22 protein-coding genes and 1 riboswitch are annotated in these 20,568 nt (G+C 64.5%); of the genes, 12 read left to right on the top strand and 10 right to left on the bottom strand.

Annotated elements, in window-relative coordinates; translation table 11 throughout:
* Positions 1–58 precede the first annotated feature (58 nt).
* The 9 genes from ACYQ2U_RS00675 to ACYQ2U_RS00635 form a co-directional block, all read right to left on the bottom strand.
* Positions 59–1,081, bottom strand: a complete 1,023-nt coding sequence (locus ACYQ2U_RS00675) for an ABC transporter substrate-binding protein (protein ID WP_459948409.1) — start codon at positions 1,079–1,081, stop codon at positions 59–61.
* A gap of 39 nt (positions 1,082–1,120) precedes the next feature.
* Positions 1,121–1,891 carry an alpha/beta fold hydrolase gene (locus ACYQ2U_RS00670; RefSeq protein ID WP_459948408.1) on the bottom strand — a complete coding sequence of 257 codons (771 nt, stop codon included), beginning with the start codon at positions 1,889–1,891 and terminating at the stop codon, positions 1,121–1,123.
* A 123-nt stretch (positions 1,892–2,014) separates the two neighbouring features.
* A complete protein-coding gene (locus ACYQ2U_RS00665) occupies positions 2,015–2,941 on the bottom strand; it encodes a LysR family transcriptional regulator (RefSeq protein WP_459948407.1) in 927 nt (308 codons plus the stop codon).
* A 71-nt stretch (positions 2,942–3,012) separates the two neighbouring features.
* Entirely contained in the window at positions 3,013–3,936 is a 924-nt protein-coding gene (xerC, locus tag ACYQ2U_RS00660; RefSeq protein ID WP_459948406.1) for a tyrosine recombinase XerC, read from the bottom strand.
* A gap of 2 nt (positions 3,937–3,938) precedes the next feature.
* Positions 3,939–4,607, bottom strand: coding sequence for a DUF484 family protein (locus ACYQ2U_RS00655; protein WP_459948405.1), 669 nt, complete (start codon positions 4,605–4,607; stop codon positions 3,939–3,941).
* A 33-nt stretch (positions 4,608–4,640) separates the two neighbouring features.
* A complete protein-coding gene (gene dapF / locus ACYQ2U_RS00650) occupies positions 4,641–5,483 on the bottom strand; it encodes a diaminopimelate epimerase (RefSeq protein ID WP_459948404.1) in 843 nt (280 codons plus the stop codon).
* Positions 5,484–5,631: 148 nt separating this feature from the next.
* Positions 5,632–6,054 (bottom strand): CoA-binding protein, encoded by a 423-nt coding sequence (locus ACYQ2U_RS00645; RefSeq protein WP_459948403.1) that lies wholly within the window; start codon positions 6,052–6,054, stop codon positions 5,632–5,634.
* Between the two features lie 48 nt (positions 6,055–6,102).
* On the bottom strand, positions 6,103–6,978 hold the full coding sequence (locus ACYQ2U_RS00640; RefSeq protein WP_459948402.1) for a lysophospholipid acyltransferase family protein: 876 nt from the start codon (positions 6,976–6,978) through the stop codon (positions 6,103–6,105).
* A gap of 10 nt (positions 6,979–6,988) precedes the next feature.
* The gene (locus tag ACYQ2U_RS00635) at positions 6,989–7,888 is read right to left on the bottom strand and encodes a lysophospholipid acyltransferase family protein (RefSeq protein WP_459948401.1); all 900 of its coding nucleotides are present in this window, start codon (positions 7,886–7,888) and stop codon (positions 6,989–6,991) included.
* Between the two features lie 315 nt (positions 7,889–8,203).
* Between ACYQ2U_RS00635 and metK the strand changes: the two genes are divergently transcribed.
* The 12 genes from metK to ACYQ2U_RS00575 all read left to right on the top strand — a co-directional run bounded on the left by metK (position 8,204) and on the right by ACYQ2U_RS00575 (position 19,928).
* Positions 8,204–9,367, top strand: coding sequence for a methionine adenosyltransferase (gene metK / locus ACYQ2U_RS00630; RefSeq protein ID WP_459948400.1), 1,164 nt, complete (start codon positions 8,204–8,206; stop codon positions 9,365–9,367).
* 239 nt (positions 9,368–9,606) lie between these two features.
* On the top strand, positions 9,607–9,954 hold the full coding sequence (locus ACYQ2U_RS00625; RefSeq protein WP_459948399.1) for a carboxymuconolactone decarboxylase family protein: 348 nt from the start codon (positions 9,607–9,609) through the stop codon (positions 9,952–9,954).
* 28 nt (positions 9,955–9,982) lie between these two features.
* Positions 9,983–10,057, top strand: a riboswitch (S-adenosyl-L-homocysteine riboswitch).
* Between the two features lie 77 nt (positions 10,058–10,134).
* The gene (ahcY, locus tag ACYQ2U_RS00620) at positions 10,135–11,535 is read left to right on the top strand and encodes an adenosylhomocysteinase (protein ID WP_459948398.1); all 1,401 of its coding nucleotides are present in this window, start codon (positions 10,135–10,137) and stop codon (positions 11,533–11,535) included.
* Positions 11,536–11,564: 29 nt separating this feature from the next.
* Positions 11,565–11,858 (top strand): S4 domain-containing protein, encoded by a 294-nt coding sequence (locus tag ACYQ2U_RS00615; protein ID WP_459948397.1) that lies wholly within the window; start codon positions 11,565–11,567, stop codon positions 11,856–11,858.
* Positions 11,855–12,700 carry a methylenetetrahydrofolate reductase [NAD(P)H] gene (metF, locus tag ACYQ2U_RS00610; RefSeq protein ID WP_459948396.1) on the top strand — a complete coding sequence of 282 codons (846 nt, stop codon included), beginning with the start codon at positions 11,855–11,857 and terminating at the stop codon, positions 12,698–12,700. Before ACYQ2U_RS00615 ends, metF begins: the two co-directional genes overlap by 4 nt.
* A gap of 75 nt (positions 12,701–12,775) precedes the next feature.
* The gene (gene hslV / locus ACYQ2U_RS00605) at positions 12,776–13,312 is read left to right on the top strand and encodes an ATP-dependent protease subunit HslV (protein ID WP_459948395.1); all 537 of its coding nucleotides are present in this window, start codon (positions 12,776–12,778) and stop codon (positions 13,310–13,312) included.
* Positions 13,313–13,315: 3 nt separating this feature from the next.
* A complete protein-coding gene (gene hslU / locus ACYQ2U_RS00600) occupies positions 13,316–14,647 on the top strand; it encodes an ATP-dependent protease ATPase subunit HslU (protein WP_459948394.1) in 1,332 nt (443 codons plus the stop codon).
* A 9-nt stretch (positions 14,648–14,656) separates the two neighbouring features.
* Positions 14,657–15,052 (top strand): phage holin family protein, encoded by a 396-nt coding sequence (locus ACYQ2U_RS00595; RefSeq protein WP_459948393.1) that lies wholly within the window; start codon positions 14,657–14,659, stop codon positions 15,050–15,052.
* Between the two features lie 3 nt (positions 15,053–15,055).
* Positions 15,056–15,934 carry an AEC family transporter gene (locus tag ACYQ2U_RS00590; protein WP_459948392.1) on the top strand — a complete coding sequence of 293 codons (879 nt, stop codon included), beginning with the start codon at positions 15,056–15,058 and terminating at the stop codon, positions 15,932–15,934.
* Between the two features lie 93 nt (positions 15,935–16,027).
* Entirely contained in the window at positions 16,028–18,232 is a 2,205-nt protein-coding gene (locus tag ACYQ2U_RS00585; RefSeq protein ID WP_459948391.1) for a TonB-dependent receptor, read from the top strand.
* Between the two features lie 24 nt (positions 18,233–18,256).
* A complete protein-coding gene (locus ACYQ2U_RS00580) occupies positions 18,257–19,453 on the top strand; it encodes a hypothetical protein (RefSeq protein ID WP_459948390.1) in 1,197 nt (398 codons plus the stop codon).
* 13 nt (positions 19,454–19,466) lie between these two features.
* Positions 19,467–19,928, top strand: a complete 462-nt coding sequence (locus tag ACYQ2U_RS00575; RefSeq protein ID WP_459948389.1) for a hypothetical protein — start codon at positions 19,467–19,469, stop codon at positions 19,926–19,928.
* A gap of 49 nt (positions 19,929–19,977) precedes the next feature.
* Here ACYQ2U_RS00575 and ACYQ2U_RS00570 read toward each other — a convergent pair whose 3' ends face one another.
* The gene (locus ACYQ2U_RS00570; protein WP_459948388.1) at positions 19,978–20,553 is read right to left on the bottom strand and encodes a Crp/Fnr family transcriptional regulator; all 576 of its coding nucleotides are present in this window, start codon (positions 20,551–20,553) and stop codon (positions 19,978–19,980) included.
* Positions 20,554–20,568: the final 15 nt, after the last annotated feature.

The raw sequence follows: 20,568 nt of genomic DNA, 5'->3' as shown, positions 1-20,568 counted from the left end.
GTCTGTGTCCTTGAGGAGCGGAGGGGATGCCTCTCTTGTGGAAAGGCAGGGAAATCGGTTAATGGAGACGACGTTCTTTTTCTGCCGGCAGGAAGGCGGGAGTGAACAATTCCTTGGGATCCGGCCGCTGCTTGAGGGCGAAGACTTCGGTGATGTCCGTCACCTGCTGGGCGAACTGGGCCTCGTCGATGGCGCCCAGGCCATGGGCCCGGGTGCCGGGGGTGACGATGGCGGGGAACATGTCCTTGAGCCGCTCCAGCTCCAGGGCTTCGTTGATCAAGGCATCCTTTTCCTTGAGGGCGCGAATCGCCTCGGCGGGATTGCTCAGGGCATCCTGCAAGGCCCGATTGACGGCCCGCACCACGCCGGCCACGGCCTTGGGATTTTTCTCGATCATGGCCCGCGAGGCGAGCACGGCATTGCCATAGAGCTTGACGCCATAGTCGGCATAGTGGAACCGCATCACCTCCGCCGCGGGCACGCCGCGACTGGTGTACTCGGTGCTGGAATTGAGGAAGCCGGTGGAAGCCTGGGCGCTGCCGTTGAGCACCAGGGTGGCCCGCAACGCGGGATCGGCGCTGACCCATTTGACGCTGTCCGCCGGAATGCCGAGGGCCTTGGCCAATACCGGCCAGGTCTTGCGTGCCGCGTCGAAGGTGGCGCCGGAAATGGTGTTGCCCACCAGGTCCTTGGGCGACTTGATGCCGTTCTTTTTCGGCGCGAAGAGCGCAAAGGGCGCCCGGTCATAAACCATGTAAACCGCCTGGGGGGCCTGGCCGGCAGGCACGCCGGCGGCGAATTCGATCAGGGTGTTGATGTCGCCGAACCCCATGTCGTAGGCCCCCGTGGCCAGTCGCTGAATGGTGCCGCTGGAACCGGCGCCGGCGTCGATGCTGACATCCAGCCCTTCCTGAGTGAAATAGCCTTTCTGCTTGGCCAGGACGAAAACCGACTGGGGACCTTCGAAGCGCCAATCGAGGGTGAAGCGCACCTTGGTCAACTCCGCCAAGGCGGCGGGACTGATGGTCAGCAACCCCAGCACCAGGGCCGACAAGGCGGAAGTTTTTTTGATGAGGATCATGGGATTCTCCGTTGAGGAATAAGCGTCGTTTGGGGTAAGTCAGTCATGGCGCAGCAGGTCCCGCAAGGCCTCGTCGAGCAGGGGGGCGAGTCGATGGGGCGCCGCCACATGGGGGGCATGGCCGGTGGCGATGGAGACCCGGCGGGCACCGGGACAAAGCGCCTGCATGCGCCGTTGCAGCGGCAGGATGACCGATCGATCCTCCAGGGCCTCCACATACAGACGGGGCACGCGCCCCCAACGCTCGGGACTGAGCTGCGCCACCAAGGCGCGCCCTTCCTCGGGCTGCGCCACCAGCCTGGCGGCGCCAGCGGCCGCGACGGCGTCGGGACAATCGTGGAAAAAGATTTCCTTGGCCGCCGCCTCGGGAACGCTGCTCAGGCTGCGGTCGGCGGACCACGCCAGATAGCGGCCTATTCCCGCCGCCTCGGGGTATTCCGCCAAGGCTTCCTGTACCAATTGGCCAAAGCCCATGCCGCTGGGCAGCATCATGCCCGCCAGGTACACCAGGGCGGCAACCTTGTCGGGGCGCGCTTCGGCCAGTTGGGAGGCCACGACGCCGCCGCCGCTATGCCCCACCACCACCACGGGGCCGGGCTGACGATCCAGCCAGTCAGCCGCATGGCGCACATAGCAATCCAGGTTGACGGCCTCGGCCGGGGTGTCGTCATTGCCGTTGCCGGGAAGGTCTATCGCGTGACAGGTCCAACCCAGGGGGCGCAAGCACTCCGCCAGGGAGGTCCATACCCAGGCGCCTTGCCAGGCACCATGAATGAGCAAAAGAGGGGGAAGCGAAGTCGGGACGGACATGGCACACAAGGTTCCGGGCTAAAGCGATGGCGCCACTTTAGGCCGACCTGGGTGTTGCCTGATAGCAGAGAATAAGCAGCGTACCGATCTAAAAAAAGCATCAGATACGGCCGCTGCCAAAACTCACGGCGCGGCGAGGGCCTCGCCGGATTGCCGTCGGCGCAATTCCGCTTCGACGATGCGGATGAAAGCGTCCAATGCCGGCGGCAAGGTCCGCCCGGCACGGACGTAGGCGCCCAGATCGGACGGCGCGAGTTGCCGATCCGATAGGCGACGGAGGCAAAGCCGGCCCTCGGCCAGCTCCCGCTCGAGGCCGATGCAGGTCTGAAAGGCGATGCCCAGCTTGCGCTCGGCGAGCCGCTTCATCAGCTCGATGGAATTGGAGGTCGTCACGATCTCGACCTGGCCCCGGTAGCGTTGCAACAGGGGCTGCAACAAAGTGTGCAGGGACAACTCGGAACTTGCCAGGATCAGGGGGGAGGACAAGCATTCCTTGAAACTGATCGGCTTGTTGCCGGCCAAGGGATGGTCCGCCGCCAACACCGCGCCAATGGAGAACCGCCCCTGGGCCAGACATTGGAGTGCGCCGGTCGCCGGCAGGGAGTAGCCCAGGGCCACGTCGGCATCGCCGCTTTCCACCGCAGCGCTCATGGACGCCGATCCCATGGAGCGGGTTTCCACCCGCACGCCGGGATAGGTTTCATGCATGCGCGCCAGCACCGCCGGCAGCAAATCGGAAGTGACGCCTTCCACGGCCACCACGTTCACTTCGCCGCGGCGGATGCCGCGCAAGGCTTCCAGCTCCCCTTCGACCCGGCGGGCATCCTGGAGCACCGAGATCACGTGTTGCGCCACGATCTCACCGGCGGCGGTCAACCGCAGGCCGGCGGAAAGCCGCTCAAACAAAGGCGTCCCCAACTGCCCTTCCAGTTCCAGCAATTGCCGATTCACCGCCGAGGAGGCCACGTGCAATTGCCGCGCCGCCTCGCGGATGGAACCACAACGGCGGATCATGTCGAAATATTGCAATGCCTTGGCGTGGAGGCGCACAACGGACTCCTGATGCGGACTAAGTGGTTGGCCTGACCTATCCCGGCCGGCGACAGACTGGCGCCACGGGACTAGCCGCCCTTCTTCCTGGCACGGGGATGAGTCGCGTCGTACACCGCGGCCAGGTGTTGGAAATCGAGGTGGGTGTAGATCTGGGTGGTGCTGATGGAGGCATGACCCAGCATTTCCTGCACGGCGCGCAGGTCGCCGGAGGATTGCAGGACGTGGCTGGCGAAGGAGTGGCGCAGCATGTGGGGATGCACATGCACCGCCACGCCCCGGGCCTTGGCCCACTGGTCGAGGCGGCGGGCGATGGAACCGGGCGAGAGGCGGCGGCCGAAGCGGTTGACGAACAGGGCGCTTTCCTCGGGCAGGGCCAACTGGGGACGCAGGGCCAGCCAGCGCACCAGGGCCTGGCGGGCTTTTTCGCCGAGGGGCACGGTGCGGGTCTTGGCCCGCTTGCCGGTGACGGTGACTTCGCCTTGCGCCAGGTCCAGCCCGAGCCGATGGTCGAGGCCGGCCAATTCGGCCAGGCGCAGGCCGGAGGAATAGAACAGCTCGAACATGGCCAGGTCGCGGTGTTCCAGCAGGCTGTCGGCCTCGCCCTCGAGCAGGGCGCTCACCTGCTCCACCGCCAGGGCCTTGGGCAAGCGACGCGGTGCCTTGGGCGGACGCACGCCGTCCACCGGATTGCGCGCCACGTCACCGCGCCGGGCCAGCCAACGATAGAAGGCACGCCAGGCGGACAGGGTGCGGGCGATGGATTTGGCGCCCAGGCCCTTGCCGTGCAGCTGCATGGCGAAGCGGCGGATTTGGGCGTATTGCAGACCGACGAGGGCCTGGCCGGCGGCCAGGGCCTGGAGTTGCTGTAGGTCGCGGCGGTAGGCGGTCAGGGTGTGGCCGCTGAGGCGGCGCTGGTGGTCCAGCTCCTCGAGGAAGCGGACCACCGTGGGATCGGGCTCGGCGCCGGGCGCCTGGACCGATCCGCTGGCCACGGTCAGCCCACCACCCGCAACAGGGCGGCGGAGGCCATGTCGCCGATGCGGGACAGGTAGAGGGTGCCCATGTCGGGGTAGAAGCGCTCCACTTCCTCGCTGGCCAGCACCAGCAGGCCGAAACAGGCGCCGCCGTCGTGGCCGTGCTCGCGCAGGGGCACCTGGGCGATGGAGCGGATGTGCTCGCCCCGATCGCCGAACCAGGCCACGGCTTCCTGTCCGGCGGAAAAACCGCAGTAGGGATTCATCATGCCGCCGGCGAAGGCCTTGAGGGTGTCGGGCACTTCGGCGAACTCCGTGGCGGCGGCATCCTGGCCGCTACCCACGCCCCAGATGCGTACCGCCACGTGGGGCACGGCGAAGGCGCCCTCCAGGTGGGCGTAGAGATGGCGCACGGCATCGGCCAGGGTGCTGGCGCCCATCAGGGCCACCGCCAGACGGTGCACCTTCTCGGCGATGGCGTCGTTCTGTTCGCCAAAGCGCAGCAGCTCGCCCATCTTGCCTTCCAACAGGGCCACCTTCTCCCGCAGCACCGCCACCTGACGATCCGCCAGGGAAGCGGCGGCACCGCCATGGGGATTGGGCAGGCGCAAATTGACCAGTATGTCGCCGTATTGCTCGAAAAATTCGGGATGGGTCTTGAGATAGATGGCGACTTCTTCAGCGTTCATAAAGGCTCCGGGAAAGGCGGTCGGCAAGAAAGATCAAAGGTTGTCGGGAAGGTCGATCACCGCATCGAACACGGTGACGGCGGGGCCGGTCATCAGCACCGGCTGGCCGGGACCGGCCCAGGCGATGGACAGTTCGCCACCACGGGTGGTGACGCGCACCGGCGAGTCCAGCAGGCCGCGCCGGATGCCGGCCACCACGGCGGCGCAGGCGCCGGTGCCGCAGGCCAGGGTTTCGCCGGCACCGCGCTCATAAACCCGGAGGCGGATGGCGTGGCGGTCCGCCACCTGCATGAAGCCCGCATTCACCCGCTGGGGAAAACGGGGATGGTGTTCGATGACGGGGCCGTCCTCGGCGACGGGGAAGGCATCCACGTCGTCCACCACCTGCACCGCGTGGGGATTGCCCATGGACACGGCGCTGATGGTGACGGTCTTGCCGTTCACCTCCAGGGGCTGCTCGGCGGCATCGGTGTCGGAGACGAAGGGAATCTCGGCGGGGGCAAAACGCGGCACGCCCATGTCCACCGTCACCTGGCCGTCGTCGGTGAGGCGCGGGGCGATGATGCCGGACTTGGTCTCGACCTTGATTTCCTTTTTGTCGCTCAGGCCCTGGTTGGCGACGAAGCGGGCAAAGCAGCGGGCGCCGTTGCCGCACTGCTCCACTTCGCTGCCGTCGGCGTTGAAGATGCGATAGCGGAAATCCACGTCGGGGCGGCTGGGCCGCTCGACGATGAGCATCTGGTCGAAGCCCACGCCGAAGTGACGATCGCCGAGGAAACGGGCCTTGGCCTCGGTGGGAATAAAGCGTTGACGCACGGCGTCGATGACGACGAAGTCATTGCCGAGGCCGTGCATTTTGGTGAATTTGAGTTTCATGCCGACAAACCTTTACCGCAGGGTGCGGAGAAAATCTTAAAACGCTTACGGCTCCGAGGCCGGAAGTCATCCGTCGCCCCCGCCCTCAGGGTGGGGGATGGGGGGTGGGCGATCCATTTATCCGCAAGGATTATTGGCATGCGCTTGCTCATGCCAATAATCCTTGGTCGCGTTTGGTGCAACGATCCATGACAACGGTGATGCCGGCGGCCTGGGCCTTGCGGGCGGCGGCTTCGTCGATCACACCGTCCTGCAACCAGAGCCGCTTCACGCCGAGGCGGATACAGTCGTCCACGATGCCCGCCACGGCGGAGGGTTCGCGGAACACATTCACCAGGTCCGGTACTTCGGGCAGGTCGGCGAGACGGGCGTAGGCCTTTTCCCCCAGGCCGTCACTGATGCCGGGACGCACGGGAATGATGCGGTAACCCCGCGCCTGCAAGTCGGCCGCCACGTAATGGGAAGGGCGTTCCGGCTTGGGCGAATAGCCGACCACGGCCACGGTCTTGACCGTGCGCAGCAGTTGGCGAATCTCGTCCAGGGACGGATTGGTGAACGGGGTGGCGAGCATCGGGCTATGGTAACCCGCTGTTTTTGCGTCGGTACGGGAAGAGGGGGCTCAATAAACCCCTTTTTCCCCGGCAGGACGGGTTTTGAAGCGCTTGTGGGACCACAGGTATTGGGCCAGGTCGGCGCCGCCATCGGCCATGAGGGCCTGTTCGATTTCCCGGTTCATGCGGGCCGCGTCGACGCTGGCGTCGGCCGTGGGGAAGTCGGCCCAGGGTGCGCCGATGGTGGTCGTGTAGCCATTGGCCCGGCGCCGGGTGGTGACGGTCAGCACCTGGGCGCCGGTCAGCTTGGCCAGCCGCGACACGGCAGTGATTGTGGCGGCGGGCATGCCGAAGAACGGCACGAACACGGCGTCGCGGGGACCGTAGTCGAGGTCGGGCAGGTAATAGAAGGGCAGGCCGGCACGGATGGCGCCGACGATGGAGCGCAGCCCGTCCTGGCGGGACAACAGCTTCTGCCGGCCGAAGCGGGTCCGCCCCCGCAGCACGGCGGCGTCGAAGGCGGGGTTCTTCACCCGGGAATACATGGTGACCATGTCCTGCTCCAGGCAGAGCCGGGTCCAGCCCATGTCGAGGCCGACGAAATGGGGCGCCAACAGCATCATCGGCCGTCCCTCCAACTCCGCCAGATGGTGTTGCCCCTCGAGCTGGATCAAGCGCTTGAGGCGTCGGGGGGATGACCACCAGAGCAGATTGCGCTCCAGGGCGGTCTGGGCGAAGGCGACGAAATGGGCCTGGGCCAGGCGGCGGCGCTCGGCCTCGCTGCGCTGGGGAAAACAGAGGCGCAGATTGGTCATGGTGGCCCGCCGCCGTTCCCGGTTGGCGGCCCACAGCAAAAGACCGAAGGCCCGCCCCATAGCCCCCAACAGGGGGAAGGGCAGCCAGTGCAGCAGCCACATCAACGCAATGGCAAGGCGCCCCATCATGGCTTGGCCCTCACTTCGGCCCACCGTGCGGGGACAAAGCATTGGGCGGCGGCATGCCCGGGTCAGTGGCATCCCCCGCGGGTGGCAAGGGCGCGCCGCTGGGACGCTTGTAGCGGTTGTAGCCCCAGGCGTACTGCTCGGGACATTGTCGGATCAATCCCTCAAGTGCGCGGTTGATGGCGGCGGCTTTTTGTTCGGCGTCCCCCGTCAGGGCGTCGGGCAGCGGGAACAGTTTCAGGTGGTAGCCACGCCCACCGGCAAGGCGCTCGGCATAGGCCAGCAGCACGGTGGCGCCGGTATCGGCCAAGCGCGGCGCCAGGGTCATGGTGTAGGCCGGGCGGCCGAAAAAAGGCACCCAGACGCCTTCGCCGCTGCCAGGTACCTGGTCGGGCAGCATGCCGACGGCCTCGCCCTGCTTGAGGGCCTTGAGTAGGCTGCGCACGCCGGACAGATCCGCCGGCGCCAGCTTGAGATTGGCGCCCCGCCCGCCCTCGACCAAGGCCACCAGGGAAGCGCGCTTGGGCTTGCGGTACAGCACGGTCATGGGCCGGTGGTTGGCGTAGTACTGGGCGGTGATCTCGAAACAGCCCAGATGGGGCGTCAGGAACAGGATGCCCTTGCCGGCCGCCCAGGCCTCTTCCACCAGGGACCAGTTGTCCACCTTGACCACCTTGGCCACCACTTCCGCCTGGGGCCGTAGCCAAAGCCAGGGCAATTCGAACAATCCCTGGCCCGTGGCGGCGGCCACCGCCAGGGGGGAAGTGGTCCGCACCAGGTCCGCCGGCAGGTTGGCCCGCAGACGCTGCCGGTAAGCACCCGACACGGCGTAATACCCCCAGCCCGCCAAAGCACCGAGGGCGTGGAGCAGGGGCAAAGGAAAACGGGACAGCAGATGGAACAAAAAACTCATGGCGGGTCGAGATCAAGCGGGCGGGGCGCATTGTCCGCCATCTACGCAGCGGGGAAAAGGGAATAAAACCGCCCTTCGCCATCGCCTCGATCGGGATATCCCTTGGCTTACGGGGTTTATTAGTGTCGCAAACGCTGCTAGCATTGCCGTGTTCCGCCGAGTTAACCATGACAACTTGCGAGGCGGAGAAGGTCCAAAATTCCTGTTCGCAGGACCGTTGGACTGAAAAACAAATCTCGCTAAAGCGTCGACTGCTCTGTCTCCCCGGGGCCGGTCGAACGACCGAGCAAGGGGAATTTCTCAGGAGCAGTTCAAATGTCCGAATACTTCTTCACTTCCGAGTCCGTCTCCGAAGGCCACCCTGACAAGGTGGCCGACCAGATTTCCGACGCGATCCTCGACGCCATCCTGACCCAGGACAAGTACGCCCGGGTCGCCGCCGAAACTCTGTGCAACACCGGCCTCGTTGTCCTCGCTGGCGAGATCACCACCCACGCCAACGTGGACTACATCCAGGTGGCCCGCGACACCATCAAGGGCATCGGCTACGACAACACCGAATACGGCATCGACTACAAGGGTTGCGCCGTGCTGGTGGCCTACGACAAGCAGTCCCCCGACATCGCCCAAGGCGTGGATCGCGCCTCCGACGACTACCTGAACCAGGGCGCCGGCGACCAGGGCCTGATGTTCGGTTACGCCTGCGACGAAACCCCCAGCCTGATGCCGCTGCCCATCTACCTGTCCCACCGTCTGGTGGAGCGTCAGTCCCATCTGCGCAAGAACGGCATCCTGCCCTGGCTGCGCCCCGACGCCAAGTCCCAGGTCACCGTCAAGTACAAGGACGGCAAGGCCGACGCCATCGACGCCATCGTGCTGTCCACCCAACACTCCCCCGACATCAGCCTGGAAGCCATCCGCGAGGCCGTGATCGAGGAAATCATCAAGCCCGTGCTGCCCAAGGAACTGATCAAGGGCGACATCAAGTACTTCGTGAACCCCACCGGCCGTTTTGTCATCGGCGGTCCCCAAGGCGACTGCGGCCTGACCGGGCGCAAGATCATCGTGGACACCTACGGCGGTGCCGCCCCCCACGGCGGCGGCGCCTTCTCCGGCAAGGATCCCTCCAAGGTGGACCGCTCCGCCGCCTACGCCGGTCGTTACGTGGCGAAGAACATCGTTGCCGCTGGCCTGGCCAGCAAGTGCCTGGTGCAGATTTCCTACGCCATCGGCGTGGCCCAACCCACCTCCGTCTGGGTCACCACCCAGGGCACCGGCAAGATCAGCGACGAGAAGATCGCCGAACTGGTGAAGCGCCACTTCGACCTGCGCCCCAAGGGTATCGTGCAAATGCTGGATCTGCTGCGTCCGGTCTATCAAAAGACCGCCGCCTACGGCCACTTCGGCCGAGAAGACGCCGACTTCAGCTGGGAAAGTACGGACAAAGCGGCGGCGCTTCGTGCCGACGCTGGCCTTTGAGCGTAGCGAAAAGGCAGCCGCAATAGCGGCGGGGCGTCCGTACTTCGAGGAGGACCAATCGGTCCGACTCAAAATAAATACCGAAAAGGCAGCCGCACTCCGTGCGGATGCCAGCCTGTAAGCGCAGCGCACAGACCGCTTCGTCGCCCCGGTAACCAAAGTCACAAAGGAGGCCAGTACCCCTGGCCTCCTTTCTTTTGCCTCCGTATATTAGATATATCTGAAATACGGAGTCCGCAATGTCCAGCAAATCCTTCCAACAAATCACCACCGACCTCAACAAGGGGCTGGCTATCTTCCGCGCCGCCCAACCGGAGACCATGGCCGGCTTCTCCGCCATGGCCAAGGCCGCCATGGCGCCCGGCGTCCTGTCCGCTCTCGACAAAGAATTGATCGCCCTGGCCATCGGCGTCGCCGCCCGCTGCGACGGCTGCATCGGCTTCCACGTCAAAACCCTGATCAAGCTGGGGGCAAGCAAGGCCCAACTCGACGAAACCCTGGCCGTGGCGGTTTACATGGGCGGCGGCCCCTCCCTGATGTACGCCGCCGAGGCCACCCGGGCCTGGGAGGAATTCAGCGCTTCGTGAACCGGGGCGGCCCCGCTATAATGCCGCCCATTCCGAGGAGCGCTGCAAGGGCTGTTTTCACCTCATCCCCTAGGCTCGGATTTTCAAACGGCGCTCACCTAACCCGTGCCGGGGCAAGGTGAGCCGCGCCAATCAAGCGATGCTCAGGTTTCCTTCCCGTCACCGACCAAGGAGCCCACCATGAGCAACTTCCAAGACTACGTTATCGCCGACATCGGCCTGGCCGACTGGGGCCGCAAGGAAATCAAGATCGCCGAGACCGAAATGCCCGGTCTGATGGCCATCCGCGAAGAATTCGCCAAGACCCAACCCCTCAAGGGCGCCCGCATCACCGGCTCCCTGCACATGACCATCCAGACCGCCGTGCTGATCGAAACCCTGACTGCCCTGGGTGCCGAAGTGCGTTGGGCCTCCTGCAACATCTTCTCTACCCAGGATCACGCTGCTGCCGCCATCGCCGCCGCCAAGATTCCCGTGTTCGCCGTCAAGGGCGAAACCCTCACCGAGTACTGGGACTACACCCACCGCATCTTCGAATGGGCCGACGGCGGTTACTCCAACATGATCCTCGACGACGGCGGCGACGCCACCCTGCTGCTGCACCTGGGCGCCAAGGCCGAGAAGGACATTTCCGTGCTGGCCAAGCCCGGTTCCGAAGAAGAAACCATCCTCTTCGCCGCCATCAAGGCCAAGCTGGCCACGGACCCCACCTGGTACTCCGTGCGTCTGGCCCAGATCAAGGGCGTGACCGAGGAAACCACCACCGGTGTGCATCGTCTGTACCAAATGCATCAACGCGGTGATCTCAAGTTCCCCGCCATCAACGTGAACGATTCTGTCACCAAGTCCAAGTTCGACAATCTCTACGGCTGCCGTGAATCCCTGGTGGACGGCATCAAGCGCGCCACCGATGTGATGGTGGCCGGCAAGATCGCCGTGGTCTGCGGCTACGGTGACGTGGGCAAAGGCTCCGCCCAGGCCCTGCGCGCCCTGTCCGCCCAAGTGTGGGTGACGGAAATCGACCCCATCTGCGCCCTGCAAGCCGCCATGGAAGGCTATCGCGTCGTCACTATGGAATACGCCGCCGACAAGGCCGACATCTTCGTCACCACCACCGGCAACTTCCATGTCATCACCCATGACCACATGGTGAAGATGAAGAACAACGCCATCGTCTGCAACATCGGCCACTTCGACAACGAAATCGACGTCGCCTCCCTGGAAAAGTACCAGTGGGAAGAGATCAAGCCCCAGGTGGATCACGTGATCTTCCCCGACGGCAAGCGCATCATCCTGCTGGCCAAGGGCCGTCTGGTGAACCTGGGCTGCGCCACCGGCCACCCCAGCTACGTGATGTCTTCCAGCTTCGCCAACCAGACCATCGCCCAGATCGAGCTGTTCACCAAGACCGCCGACTACCCCGTGGGCGTGTACACCCTGCCCAAGCACCTGGATGAGAAGGTGGCCCGTCTGCAATTGAAGACCCTCAACGTGCAGCTCACCACCCTGACCCAGCAGCAAGCCGACTACATCGGCGTGCCCGTGGAAGGCCCCTACAAGGCCGACCACTACCGCTACTAAGCAGCTCGCGGGCGGAACGCGCCGTGTCCATGAATTCTTTTCATGCCCGAAAACCGAAAGGGAAAACGGCACCCCATGAAAAGAAGCCAGGACCGGCGCTGACGCCGCCCCATGCCCACGGCCATCAGGTCCGGGCCGATGTCTTGCTGGTGAAGCTCGGTCTGGCCGCCTCCCGTAGCGCTGCCCAGGCCCTGATCGATGCGGGACAGGTCACTGCGCAACTGCACGGCCGGGACGAGCCCGTCGCCAAGCCGTCCCAATTGCTGCCCGAACACACTCCCTTGCGGATCCACGGCCCTGTCGCCGAAAAGGAAAATCCATGAGCCACGATTTCGAACTGTCCATCGAGTTCTTCCCGCCCCAGACGGCGGAGGGCATGGACAAGCTGCGCATCACCCGCGACAAGCTGGCGGTCCTCAAGCCCACCTTCTTCTCCGTGACCTACGGCGCCGGCGGCTCCACCCAGGAGCGCACCTTCGAGGCCGTGTTCGACACCCAGGACGCCGGCGTTGCCGGTGGCTATGACGCCGCGCCCCATCTCTCCTGCGTCGGTTCCAGCAAGGACAGCATTCGCGCCATTCTCCGGCGCTACCAGGATCGCGGCATTCGCCGCATCGTCGCCCTGCGCGGCGACCTGCCTTCCGGCACCGGCGATCCCGGCGAATTGCGCTACGCCAACGAACTGGTGGAATTCATCCGCGCCGAAACCGGGGATCATTTCCATATTGAAGTCGCCGCCTATCCTGAATGGCATCCCCAGGCCCGCAGCCCCCGGGACGACCTGCTGGCCTTCAAGCGCAAGGTGGATGCCGGCGCCGATTCCGCCATCACCCAATACTTTTTCAACGCCGACGCCTACGAGCATTTCGTCGCCGAGTGTCAGGCCCTGGGCATCACCACGCCCATCGTGCCGGGCATCATGCCCATTGCCAGCTTCTCCAAGCTGGCCCGCTTCTCTGATGCCTGCGGTGCCGAACTGCCGCGCTGGATGCGCAAGAAGTTCGAGGGCTTCGGCGACGACGTCGACTCGGTCAAAGCCTTCGGTCTCGACGTGGTGACCGAACTCTGCGAGCGCCTGCTCAAGGCCGGCGCCCCGGGGCTGCATTTCTACTCCATGAACCAGGCCGAACTGACCAGCGAAATCGTCTCCCGCCTGCGGGGCTGAGCCCCGTTCCGCTCTCTGCCGCCCGCCGCCAAAGGCGGGTAAGCTTCGTCCCTTTGCATCGCTAAGGTTCATGCCATGGAACAGTATCGCGGCACCACCATCCTGTCCGTCCGTCGCGGCAACCACGTTGCCCTCGGCGGCGACGGCCAGGTAACGCTGGGCAACATCGTCATCAAAAGCACCGCCCGCAAGGTGCGCACCCTCTACAACGGTCAGATCCTGGCCGGCTTCGCCGGCGGCACCGCCGACGCCTTCACCCTGTTTGAACGCTTCGAGGCCAAGCTGGACAAACACCAGGGCAACCTGCTGCGTTCCGCCGTGGAACTGGCCAAGGACTGGCGCACGGACCGCATGCTGCGCCGCCTGGAAGCCATGCTGGCGGTGGCCGACCGGGAGAACTCCCTGGTCATCACCGGCAACGGCGACGTGCTGGAACCGGAGTACGGCATCGTCGCCATCGGCAGCGGCGGCGCCTACGCCCAGTCCGCCGCCCGCGCCCTGCTGGAAAACACCGAGCTGGCCCCGGCCGAGATCGTCAAGAAATCCCTCTCCATTGCTGGCGACCTCTGCATCTACAGCAACCAGAACCACATCATCGAAACCCTGGAATAAGCCATGACCCAGATGACGCCCGCCGAGATCGTTTCGGAACTGGACAAGCACATCGTCGGCCAGGCCGCAGCCAAGAAGGCCGTGGCCATCGCCCTGCGCAACCGCTGGCGTCGATCCCAGGTGGCCGAGCCCCTGCGCCACGAGATCACGCCGAAGAACATCCTGATGATCGGCCCCACCGGCGTCGGCAAGACCGAGATCGCCCGCCGCCTGGCGCGGCTGGCCAACGCCCCCTTCATCAAAGTGGAGGCGACCAAGTTCACCGAGGTGGGCTACGTGGGTCGGGATGTGGACACCATCATCCGCGACCTGACGGAAACCGCCCTCAAGGAAGCCCGCGAAGCGGCCATGAAGGCCCAGCGCAGCCGGGCCGAGGACGCCGCCGAGGACCGCATCCTCGACGTGCTGCTGCCTCCTGCGCGCACCGTGGGCTTTGGCGAGGCCGAGCCCACAGCCGATTCCACCACTCGTCAGAAATTCCGCAAGAAACTGCGGGAAGGCGAACTGGACGACAAGGAAATCGACATCGACGTGGCCCTGGCACCGCCCCAGATGGAAATCTTCGCACCGCCGGGCATGGAAGAACTGACCAACCAGATTCAGGGCATGTTCCAGGGCATGAGCCAGGATCGCAAGAAGACCCGCAAGCTCAAGATCAAGGACGCCCTCAAGGTACTGACCGACGAGGAAGCCGCCCGCATGATCAACGACGAGGAAGTGAAGACCGCCGCCCTGCGTAACGTGGAGCAGAATGGCATCGTCTTCCTCGACGAGATCGACAAGATCGCCTCCCGCAGCGACAGCCAGGGCGCCGACGTGTCGCGCCAGGGCGTGCAGCGGGATCTACTGCCCCTGGTGGAGGGCACCACCGTGTCCACCAAGTACGGCATGATCAAGACCGACCACATCCTGTTCATCGCCAGCGGCGCCTTCCACCTGTCCAAGCCTTCGGACCTGATTCCCGAATTGCAGGGTCGCCTGCCCATCCGGGTGGAGCTGGACTCCCTCTCGGTGGAAGACTTCGAGTGCATCCTGACCCAGACCGACGCCTGCCTCACCCGCCAGTACCAGGCCCTGCTGGCCACTGAGGGCGTCACCCTGGAATTCGCCCCTGACGGCATCCAGCGCCTGGCGGAAATCGCCTATCAGGTGAACGAGAAGACCGAGAACATCGGCGCCCGCCGCCTGCACACGGTGATGGAAAAACTGCTGGAGGAAATTTCCTTCAACGCCGGCAAGGGCGGTGCTACCGTCGTCACCATCGACGCGGCCACGGTCAACGAGCGCCTCGGCGCCCTGGCCAAGGACGAAGACCTGTCCCGCTACGTGCTCTAAATCGACGCCATGTTCGACAGCCTGTCTTCCTTCCTCGCCCACTGGGCCATCACCGCCCTGGCCCTGTGGGTGGCGAGCCACGTCTTCCGCGGCCTGCGCTTCACCAACCTGTCGGCCCTGCTCGTCTCGGCCCTGCTGCTGGGCCTTGCCAACACCGTGGTGCGGCCCCTGCTGATCGTGCTCACCCTGCCCCTGACCTTCGTCACCTTCGGCTTCTTCCTGCTGGTGATCAATGCCCTCATGGTGCAACTGGTGGCAGCCCTGGTGGACGGCTTCAAGGTGGAAGGCTTCTGGACGGCCTTCTTCGCCGCCATCTTCATCGCCGCCCTGAGTTTTCTCCTCGGCCTGGTGCTGCCCGGCGAAACCCCGGTCATGACGCTGCCCGCCGCAGGCACCTGGTTGTAGTCCATGGACTTGTCCCTGCGCATCGTCGCCATCCTTTTCCCCATGTTCGCCCTGACGGGCCTGGGTTATTGGTACGGCCGCCGCCACGCTCCCGACATGCTCGCCGCCAACCGGCTCAACATGGACATCTTCGTCCCCGCCCTGATCTTCTCCGGCCTTTCCGGCCGCAGCTACGACCTGGCCAGTTACGGCACCCTGGCCCTCGCCATGGTGCTGCTGATTCTCGGCACCGGCGCCGTGGCCTGGTTGCTGGCCCGCGCCACCGGCCAGCAACCCCTGACCCTGGCCCTGCCGCTGATGTTCAACAACAGCGTGAACCTCGGTGTCCCGCTGGCGGTCCTGGCCTTCGGCCCGGACATCTTGCCCTACACCATTGTCCTTTTCGTGGTGTCCACCGGATTGCACTTTTCTCTGGGCATCTGGCTGCTGGACCACAAGACCAAACTTGCCAACGTCTGGCGCATTCCCGCCGTGCTGGCCGCCATCGCCGGTTTCGTCCTGGCGGAGCTGGGTCTTCCCCTCTGGCCGCCCCTGGCAATGGCCATCAAGATGCTGGGGGACATTTCCATTCCCCTCGCCCTGTTCGCCCTGGGCGTGCGCATGACCGAAGCCGGCCTCGGCCATTGGCGTGACGGCCTGCTCGGCGCCGTGGCACGCCCCGTGGCCGGCATGCTCATCGCGTGGGTCCTCGCCCGTCTGCTCGGCTTGCACGGGCGTCAGGCCGACCTGTTGCTGGTATACGGCGCCCTCCCCCCGGCGGTGATCAACTACGTCTTCGCCGAACGCTACCGGCAGGAGCCGGACAAAATGGCCGCCATCGTCCTGGTGGGCAACCTGGCCGCCGTCATCACATTGCCCGTCGTACTGGCCATCGTTCTATAAGCTCCGACATGCGACAACATGTCGCAGCCGGATGGGTGGCAGCCTCCGTAATATCCCGCGCTTTGTCTGCCGACGCACGTACAACGCCCTGCCATGGATATTGCGATCAAACCCCTGCCCGCCCTGCTTTCCCTGCTCTGTTTATCCGTCGCCCATGCGGAGTCCGCCTCGACCCTTGGAACAGTGCTGGTCAGCGCCAGCAGAAGCGAAACACCCTTGAAGGAAATGCCCTTGCACACCACGGTGATCAGCCGCGAGGACATCGACAAATCCCCCGCCCAGACCCTGGACCAACTGTTGCGCAACGTGCCCGGCATGAACTTCACCGGGGTCCCCGCCGCTATTTCCGACCCGACCGGCCATCAAACGAAAATGCGCGGCATGGGCAACGCCAAGGTGCTGGTGCTGCTGGACGGCATCCCGATCCACGATCCGTTCTACCTGACCACCCAGTGGTACAAGGTGCCGCTATCCAACATCGAGCGGGTGGAAATCATCCGTGGCGGGAACTCCAGCCTGTGGGGCAACATGGCGACCGCCGGGGTGGTCAACATCGTGTCCAAGCGGGTTCGGGACAATGGCGGCGAACTGTCCATCAGCTTCGGCACCCAGGGCACCAGCAACCTGGCGCTGAGCAAGAATTTCACTGTCTCCGAGGCCTTGAGCTTCAACCTGGCCGTGGACAACTATCGCACCGACGGCTACCAGACCATCCCCAAGGAATACCTCTGGCGCTATCCGCAAAAAACCGCGCCCAAGGCCAACGACAGCAACATCCAACTGACCACCTTCTTTCGTCCTTCGGCAGACTTGAATGGCTATCTGCGCCTGGGCTATCACATCCAGGACCAGGACCTGGGCTACCAGTACAACAACAATCAGCAGCAGAACCCCGACATCGCCGGCGGCTTCACCCAGTCCCTCGGCGCGGGACGCAGCCTTTCAGCCAGTGCCTGGGCCCAATACGTCCGTTTTGAAAAATACAACGGCAACAGTTGTTACCTGGTCGGTGCCAACGACTGCCGCAATAGCAGCAGCAGTACATTGACCGCGGCGAATACAAGCAGCCCCGTGGTGCAGTTCTATAGCCAATACGGCTCCCAACGCTACCGGGAACAAGGTGGAGCCATTACCTTGTCTCAGGCCCAGGCGGGTCGCTGGACCGGCTACCAACTGGGTGTGGATTACCGTCGCCTCTCCGCGACAGACGCGGAAAAGTTCTACGCCAATCCGGGTTCCGCATCCGCTCCCCAGGGGAATCTCAACAGCAGTACCTACGGGGAAGGGGTGCAGGTTTTCCAAGGCCTGTTCGCGCAAACCAAATACCTGCCCATCGACGAACTCGAAGTAACCCTGAGCGGCCGCTACGATGTATGGAACAACACCCATCGCATCAACACGCGGACCACGGCGGCAGGCGTCACCACCGGGGGCGCTCAGCCGGACACGGACAAGACGGCCTTCAATCCCAGCGTCTCGGCAAGGCTCGACGTGACCGACGAGATTGCTCTGCGCGGCGCCGTTTACAAAGCTTTCCGTGCCCCCGGCTTCAACAACACGACCCGGACCTATGGCACCAACACCCCCACCATCGCCAATCCAGAACTGGGCCCAGAGAACCTGACTGGCCTGGAGTTCGGTTCCGACTTTAGCCACGGCGACGTGAGCCTCGGCGCAACCTACTTCCTTTACCGCATCAAAAACATGATCTCCACCTTCCGGGTGAGCAGCTACGCCACGGCGCCGGCCCTGGTCCAGGCCATCTGTTCCAACGGCGGGGCGAACCTTACCAATTGCGGCGGCTCCGCGAACTTCTATACCAACGACCAGGACGGCGAATCCCATGGGGTCGAATTGGTCGGCAATTGGAAGTTCGCCAGCAACCTGAACTTCGACGCCAGCTACACCGCCACGCAAACCTTCCTGACCCGGCGCGGCTCCGTGGTCACCGATCCCCTGGGTGTGCAATTGACCGGTGTTCCCAAAACCACCGCCTCGTTGGGCGCGACCTGGAAACCCATGGACCGCTTGCGCGCCTATGTAGAAGTCCGCTACATCGGCCCCATCATGATCGACACCACCAGCAACAACAACACCATGCGGGCGCAGCAAGGCGGCAACACCGTGGTCAACCTCAGTACCTCCTATGCCTGGGACAAGAACACCGATCTTTTCCTCAGCGCGGTGAATCTTTTCAATCGCAGCTACTCGGAAAACAGCTATACCTATAATCAGCCCTATAACCGTACCCTTTCCAGCCCTCTGGCCATGACGGCCGGGATCAAGCTGCGCTTTTAACGATCTCCCTCACGAACCCCTTCGATGATTCCACGCTTGCTCACCGGCCTGATGGCCCCCATCCTGGCACTGGCGCTGGCCTTCCCCGGCCTCGCCCATGAGGGACACGGAACGACGAGTGATCGCGGCGCCATGGCCAAACAGGGCAAAAGCAGCTTGGCGATCGGCGTCGGGGTTGCACCTGATGGTCGCTTATGGGTGGTCGGCGTCGACGACGCGGGGCGCTTGTTCATGCGCGGCAGCGACGACCTGGGGCGTCACTGGCAGCCCGCCAGGGTGCTGGACACCGGCAGCGACAGCATTTCCGCCGACGGGGAAAACCATCCCAAAATTGCCTTCGGCAATCAGGGCCAAGTGGTGATTTCCTATACCAAGCCCCTAGCTAAGCCTTACACCGGCGAAATCCGCCTGCTGCGCTCCACGGATGGCGGTGAAAACTTCTCGCCGCCAGTCACCGTCCACAGCGACCGCCGGATGATCACCCACCGTTTTGAATCCATCCTCTTCGATGCCCAAGGCACGCTACATACCGTTTGGATCGATAAGCGCGACCAGGTAGACGCAGGGGCCGCCGGGTATCGCGGCGCAGCCATTTACCGCAATGAGTCGCGGGATGGCGGCGGCCATTTCGGTGCCGATATCAAGGTGGCCGACCATAGCTGTGAATGCTGCCGGATCGCCCTTGCGAGAACCGCCGACGGCCAGGTTGCCGCCCTCTGGCGACACGTGTTTCCGCCCAACATCCGCGATCATGCCTTTGCCCTCCTCGGCGAAGGAAATACCGTGGTGCGCGCCACCCAGGACGATTGGAAGATTGACGCCTGCCCCCACCACGGCCCCGGTCTGGCCCTGGCCCAGAACGGCGACTACCACGCGGTTTGGTATGGGGACCGCAACAACCGTCCGGCGGTGCGTTATGGTCGGCTACTCGCCGACGGTCGCCCGGATGGGCCGGTTCAGGAACTCCCCGACCCCCGCGCCGAACACGCCGACATCGCGACCCTGGGTGGGCAGGTAGTGATTGTCTGGCGCAGCTATGACGGCACGGCCACCCATCTTTCCGCCTGGCTGTCCGACGATGACGGTGCCCATTTCCGCCTGCGTGAACTGGCCACCACGGCGGAGGACAACGACCATCCGCGCATGGTCGTCACCCCAGCCGGCATACGCGTCCTGTGGCGTACCACCAGTGATATTCATGTTTATGCGCCTATCCCTTAGCCGCAGACTCTTGATGGCAGTCTTCTGCCTGCTCACGCTGGCGACTGCCGCCGAGGCGGGACCAGCGGCGCCCGTGATCCAGGAATTCACACCCCAAACTTGGGAGCAACTGCTGCGCACCCTGCCACGCCCAGCCGCCGTTGTTTTTTCCACCACGGACTGCACCCATTGCCCGGCCATCATCGACAGTCTTGCCCAGGCGATCCGCCACCAACCACGACCCCGCAGGCCCATGCTGGCGGTGGTGATGATGGATGAGCTGCGACCGGCGGACATCGACCACTTGCCCCATCTGCGCAAAGCGGACAAGCTCTATGTCTTCGCCGGCAATGAAATGGCCATCCGCTATGCTGTACAGCCGGAATGGCGAGGCATGACCCCCTTTACCGCCCTACTGCCGGCGATGGGTACGCCGCGCTTCCAACTGGGGGCTCTGCCCCCCGCCGATCTGGCGGCGTTTTTGCAAGGACGCTAGCCACCACGCCGATCCGCGCCCCGCTCGCTGGCCCAGAGCGGATCGCTCTTCAGCTAACCGTGAAATAGCCCCGGGGCAAGGGCCCCGTCACCGGCAACTCCGAATTCAACACCCCCTCGCGGCGAAAACGGCTGATGACGCGCGCCACGGTTTCCGTGCTCAGGGCGGTGATCTCCGCCATCTCCTTGCGTCCCGGCAGGTACACCCGCGCGGTCTGCGTATCCTGGGTGGGAATGGCGAGCAGATTAATCAGGCGCTTGACCCGGGCCATCGCTTCGCCGCAGCGCAGGGCGACCAGTTCCGCGGTGCGTTGCTCCGCCTTGGCCAGAATCCGCAGGATGGACTCGTGGGCGGAGGACTCCTCCCGCCCCGGCCAGGGGCTGACCACGCAGGGCGACAGGGGCACGGCGGTAAAGCTGTAGCGGCCGAACACCATCACCTCCGCCCCGATCACGTCGCCCGGCACCGCCAGACTGGCAAAGCGACTGTCGCCGCTATCCTCGCCGGGCCGGTCCAGTCGGACCGAGCCGGAAACCACGCGCCAGGCCTGGCCGCTGTCGCCGGCCCGGTAGATCGTTTTTCCCTTGGCGATGGCATTGAGTTCAATCTCAAGTTGACGTCCCATTGTTTTCTCCCGTCC

This window comes from Denitratisoma sp. agr-D3 (assembly GCF_054658675.1).
Note: the sequence above shows the minus strand (reverse complement) of the source record. Positions and strands in the feature narration are given on the sequence as shown.

Bases quoted from the DNA above. Each gene is read 5' to 3' on its own strand.
- ACYQ2U_RS00615 (WP_459948397.1), top strand. From the start codon at position 11,565: ATGAATTCTTTTCATGCCCGAAAACCGAAAGGGAAAACGGCACCCCAT.
- ACYQ2U_RS00575 (WP_459948389.1), top strand. From the start codon at position 19,467: ATGGCAGTCTTCTGCCTGCTCACGCTGGCGACTGCCGCCGAGGCGGGA.
- ACYQ2U_RS00590 (WP_459948392.1), top strand. From the start codon at position 15,056: ATGGACTTGTCCCTGCGCATCGTCGCCATCCTTTTCCCCATGTTCGCC.
- ACYQ2U_RS00585 (WP_459948391.1), top strand. From the start codon at position 16,028: ATGGATATTGCGATCAAACCCCTGCCCGCCCTGCTTTCCCTGCTCTGT.
- ahcY (WP_459948398.1), top strand. From the start codon at position 10,135: ATGAGCAACTTCCAAGACTACGTTATCGCCGACATCGGCCTGGCCGAC.
- ACYQ2U_RS00580 (WP_459948390.1), top strand. From the start codon at position 18,257: ATGATTCCACGCTTGCTCACCGGCCTGATGGCCCCCATCCTGGCACTG.
- ACYQ2U_RS00670 (WP_459948408.1), bottom strand. From the start codon at position 1,891: ATGTCCGTCCCGACTTCGCTTCCCCCTCTTTTGCTCATTCATGGTGCC.
- ACYQ2U_RS00570 (WP_459948388.1), bottom strand. From the start codon at position 20,553: ATGGGACGTCAACTTGAGATTGAACTCAATGCCATCGCCAAGGGAAAA.
- ACYQ2U_RS00655 (WP_459948405.1), bottom strand. From the start codon at position 4,607: ATGAACGCTGAAGAAGTCGCCATCTATCTCAAGACCCATCCCGAATTT.
- ACYQ2U_RS00595 (WP_459948393.1), top strand. From the start codon at position 14,657: ATGTTCGACAGCCTGTCTTCCTTCCTCGCCCACTGGGCCATCACCGCC.
- hslU (WP_459948394.1), top strand. From the start codon at position 13,316: ATGACCCAGATGACGCCCGCCGAGATCGTTTCGGAACTGGACAAGCAC.
- dapF (WP_459948404.1), bottom strand. From the start codon at position 5,483: ATGAAACTCAAATTCACCAAAATGCACGGCCTCGGCAATGACTTCGTC.
- ACYQ2U_RS00645 (WP_459948403.1), bottom strand. From the start codon at position 6,054: ATGCTCGCCACCCCGTTCACCAATCCGTCCCTGGACGAGATTCGCCAA.
- ACYQ2U_RS00635 (WP_459948401.1), bottom strand. From the start codon at position 7,888: ATGAGTTTTTTGTTCCATCTGCTGTCCCGTTTTCCTTTGCCCCTGCTC.
- metF (WP_459948396.1), top strand. From the start codon at position 11,855: ATGAGCCACGATTTCGAACTGTCCATCGAGTTCTTCCCGCCCCAGACG.
- ACYQ2U_RS00625 (WP_459948399.1), top strand. From the start codon at position 9,607: ATGTCCAGCAAATCCTTCCAACAAATCACCACCGACCTCAACAAGGGG.
- ACYQ2U_RS00675 (WP_459948409.1), bottom strand. From the start codon at position 1,081: ATGATCCTCATCAAAAAAACTTCCGCCTTGTCGGCCCTGGTGCTGGGG.
- metK (WP_459948400.1), top strand. From the start codon at position 8,204: ATGTCCGAATACTTCTTCACTTCCGAGTCCGTCTCCGAAGGCCACCCT.
- hslV (WP_459948395.1), top strand. From the start codon at position 12,776: ATGGAACAGTATCGCGGCACCACCATCCTGTCCGTCCGTCGCGGCAAC.
- ACYQ2U_RS00640 (WP_459948402.1), bottom strand. From the start codon at position 6,978: ATGATGGGGCGCCTTGCCATTGCGTTGATGTGGCTGCTGCACTGGCTG.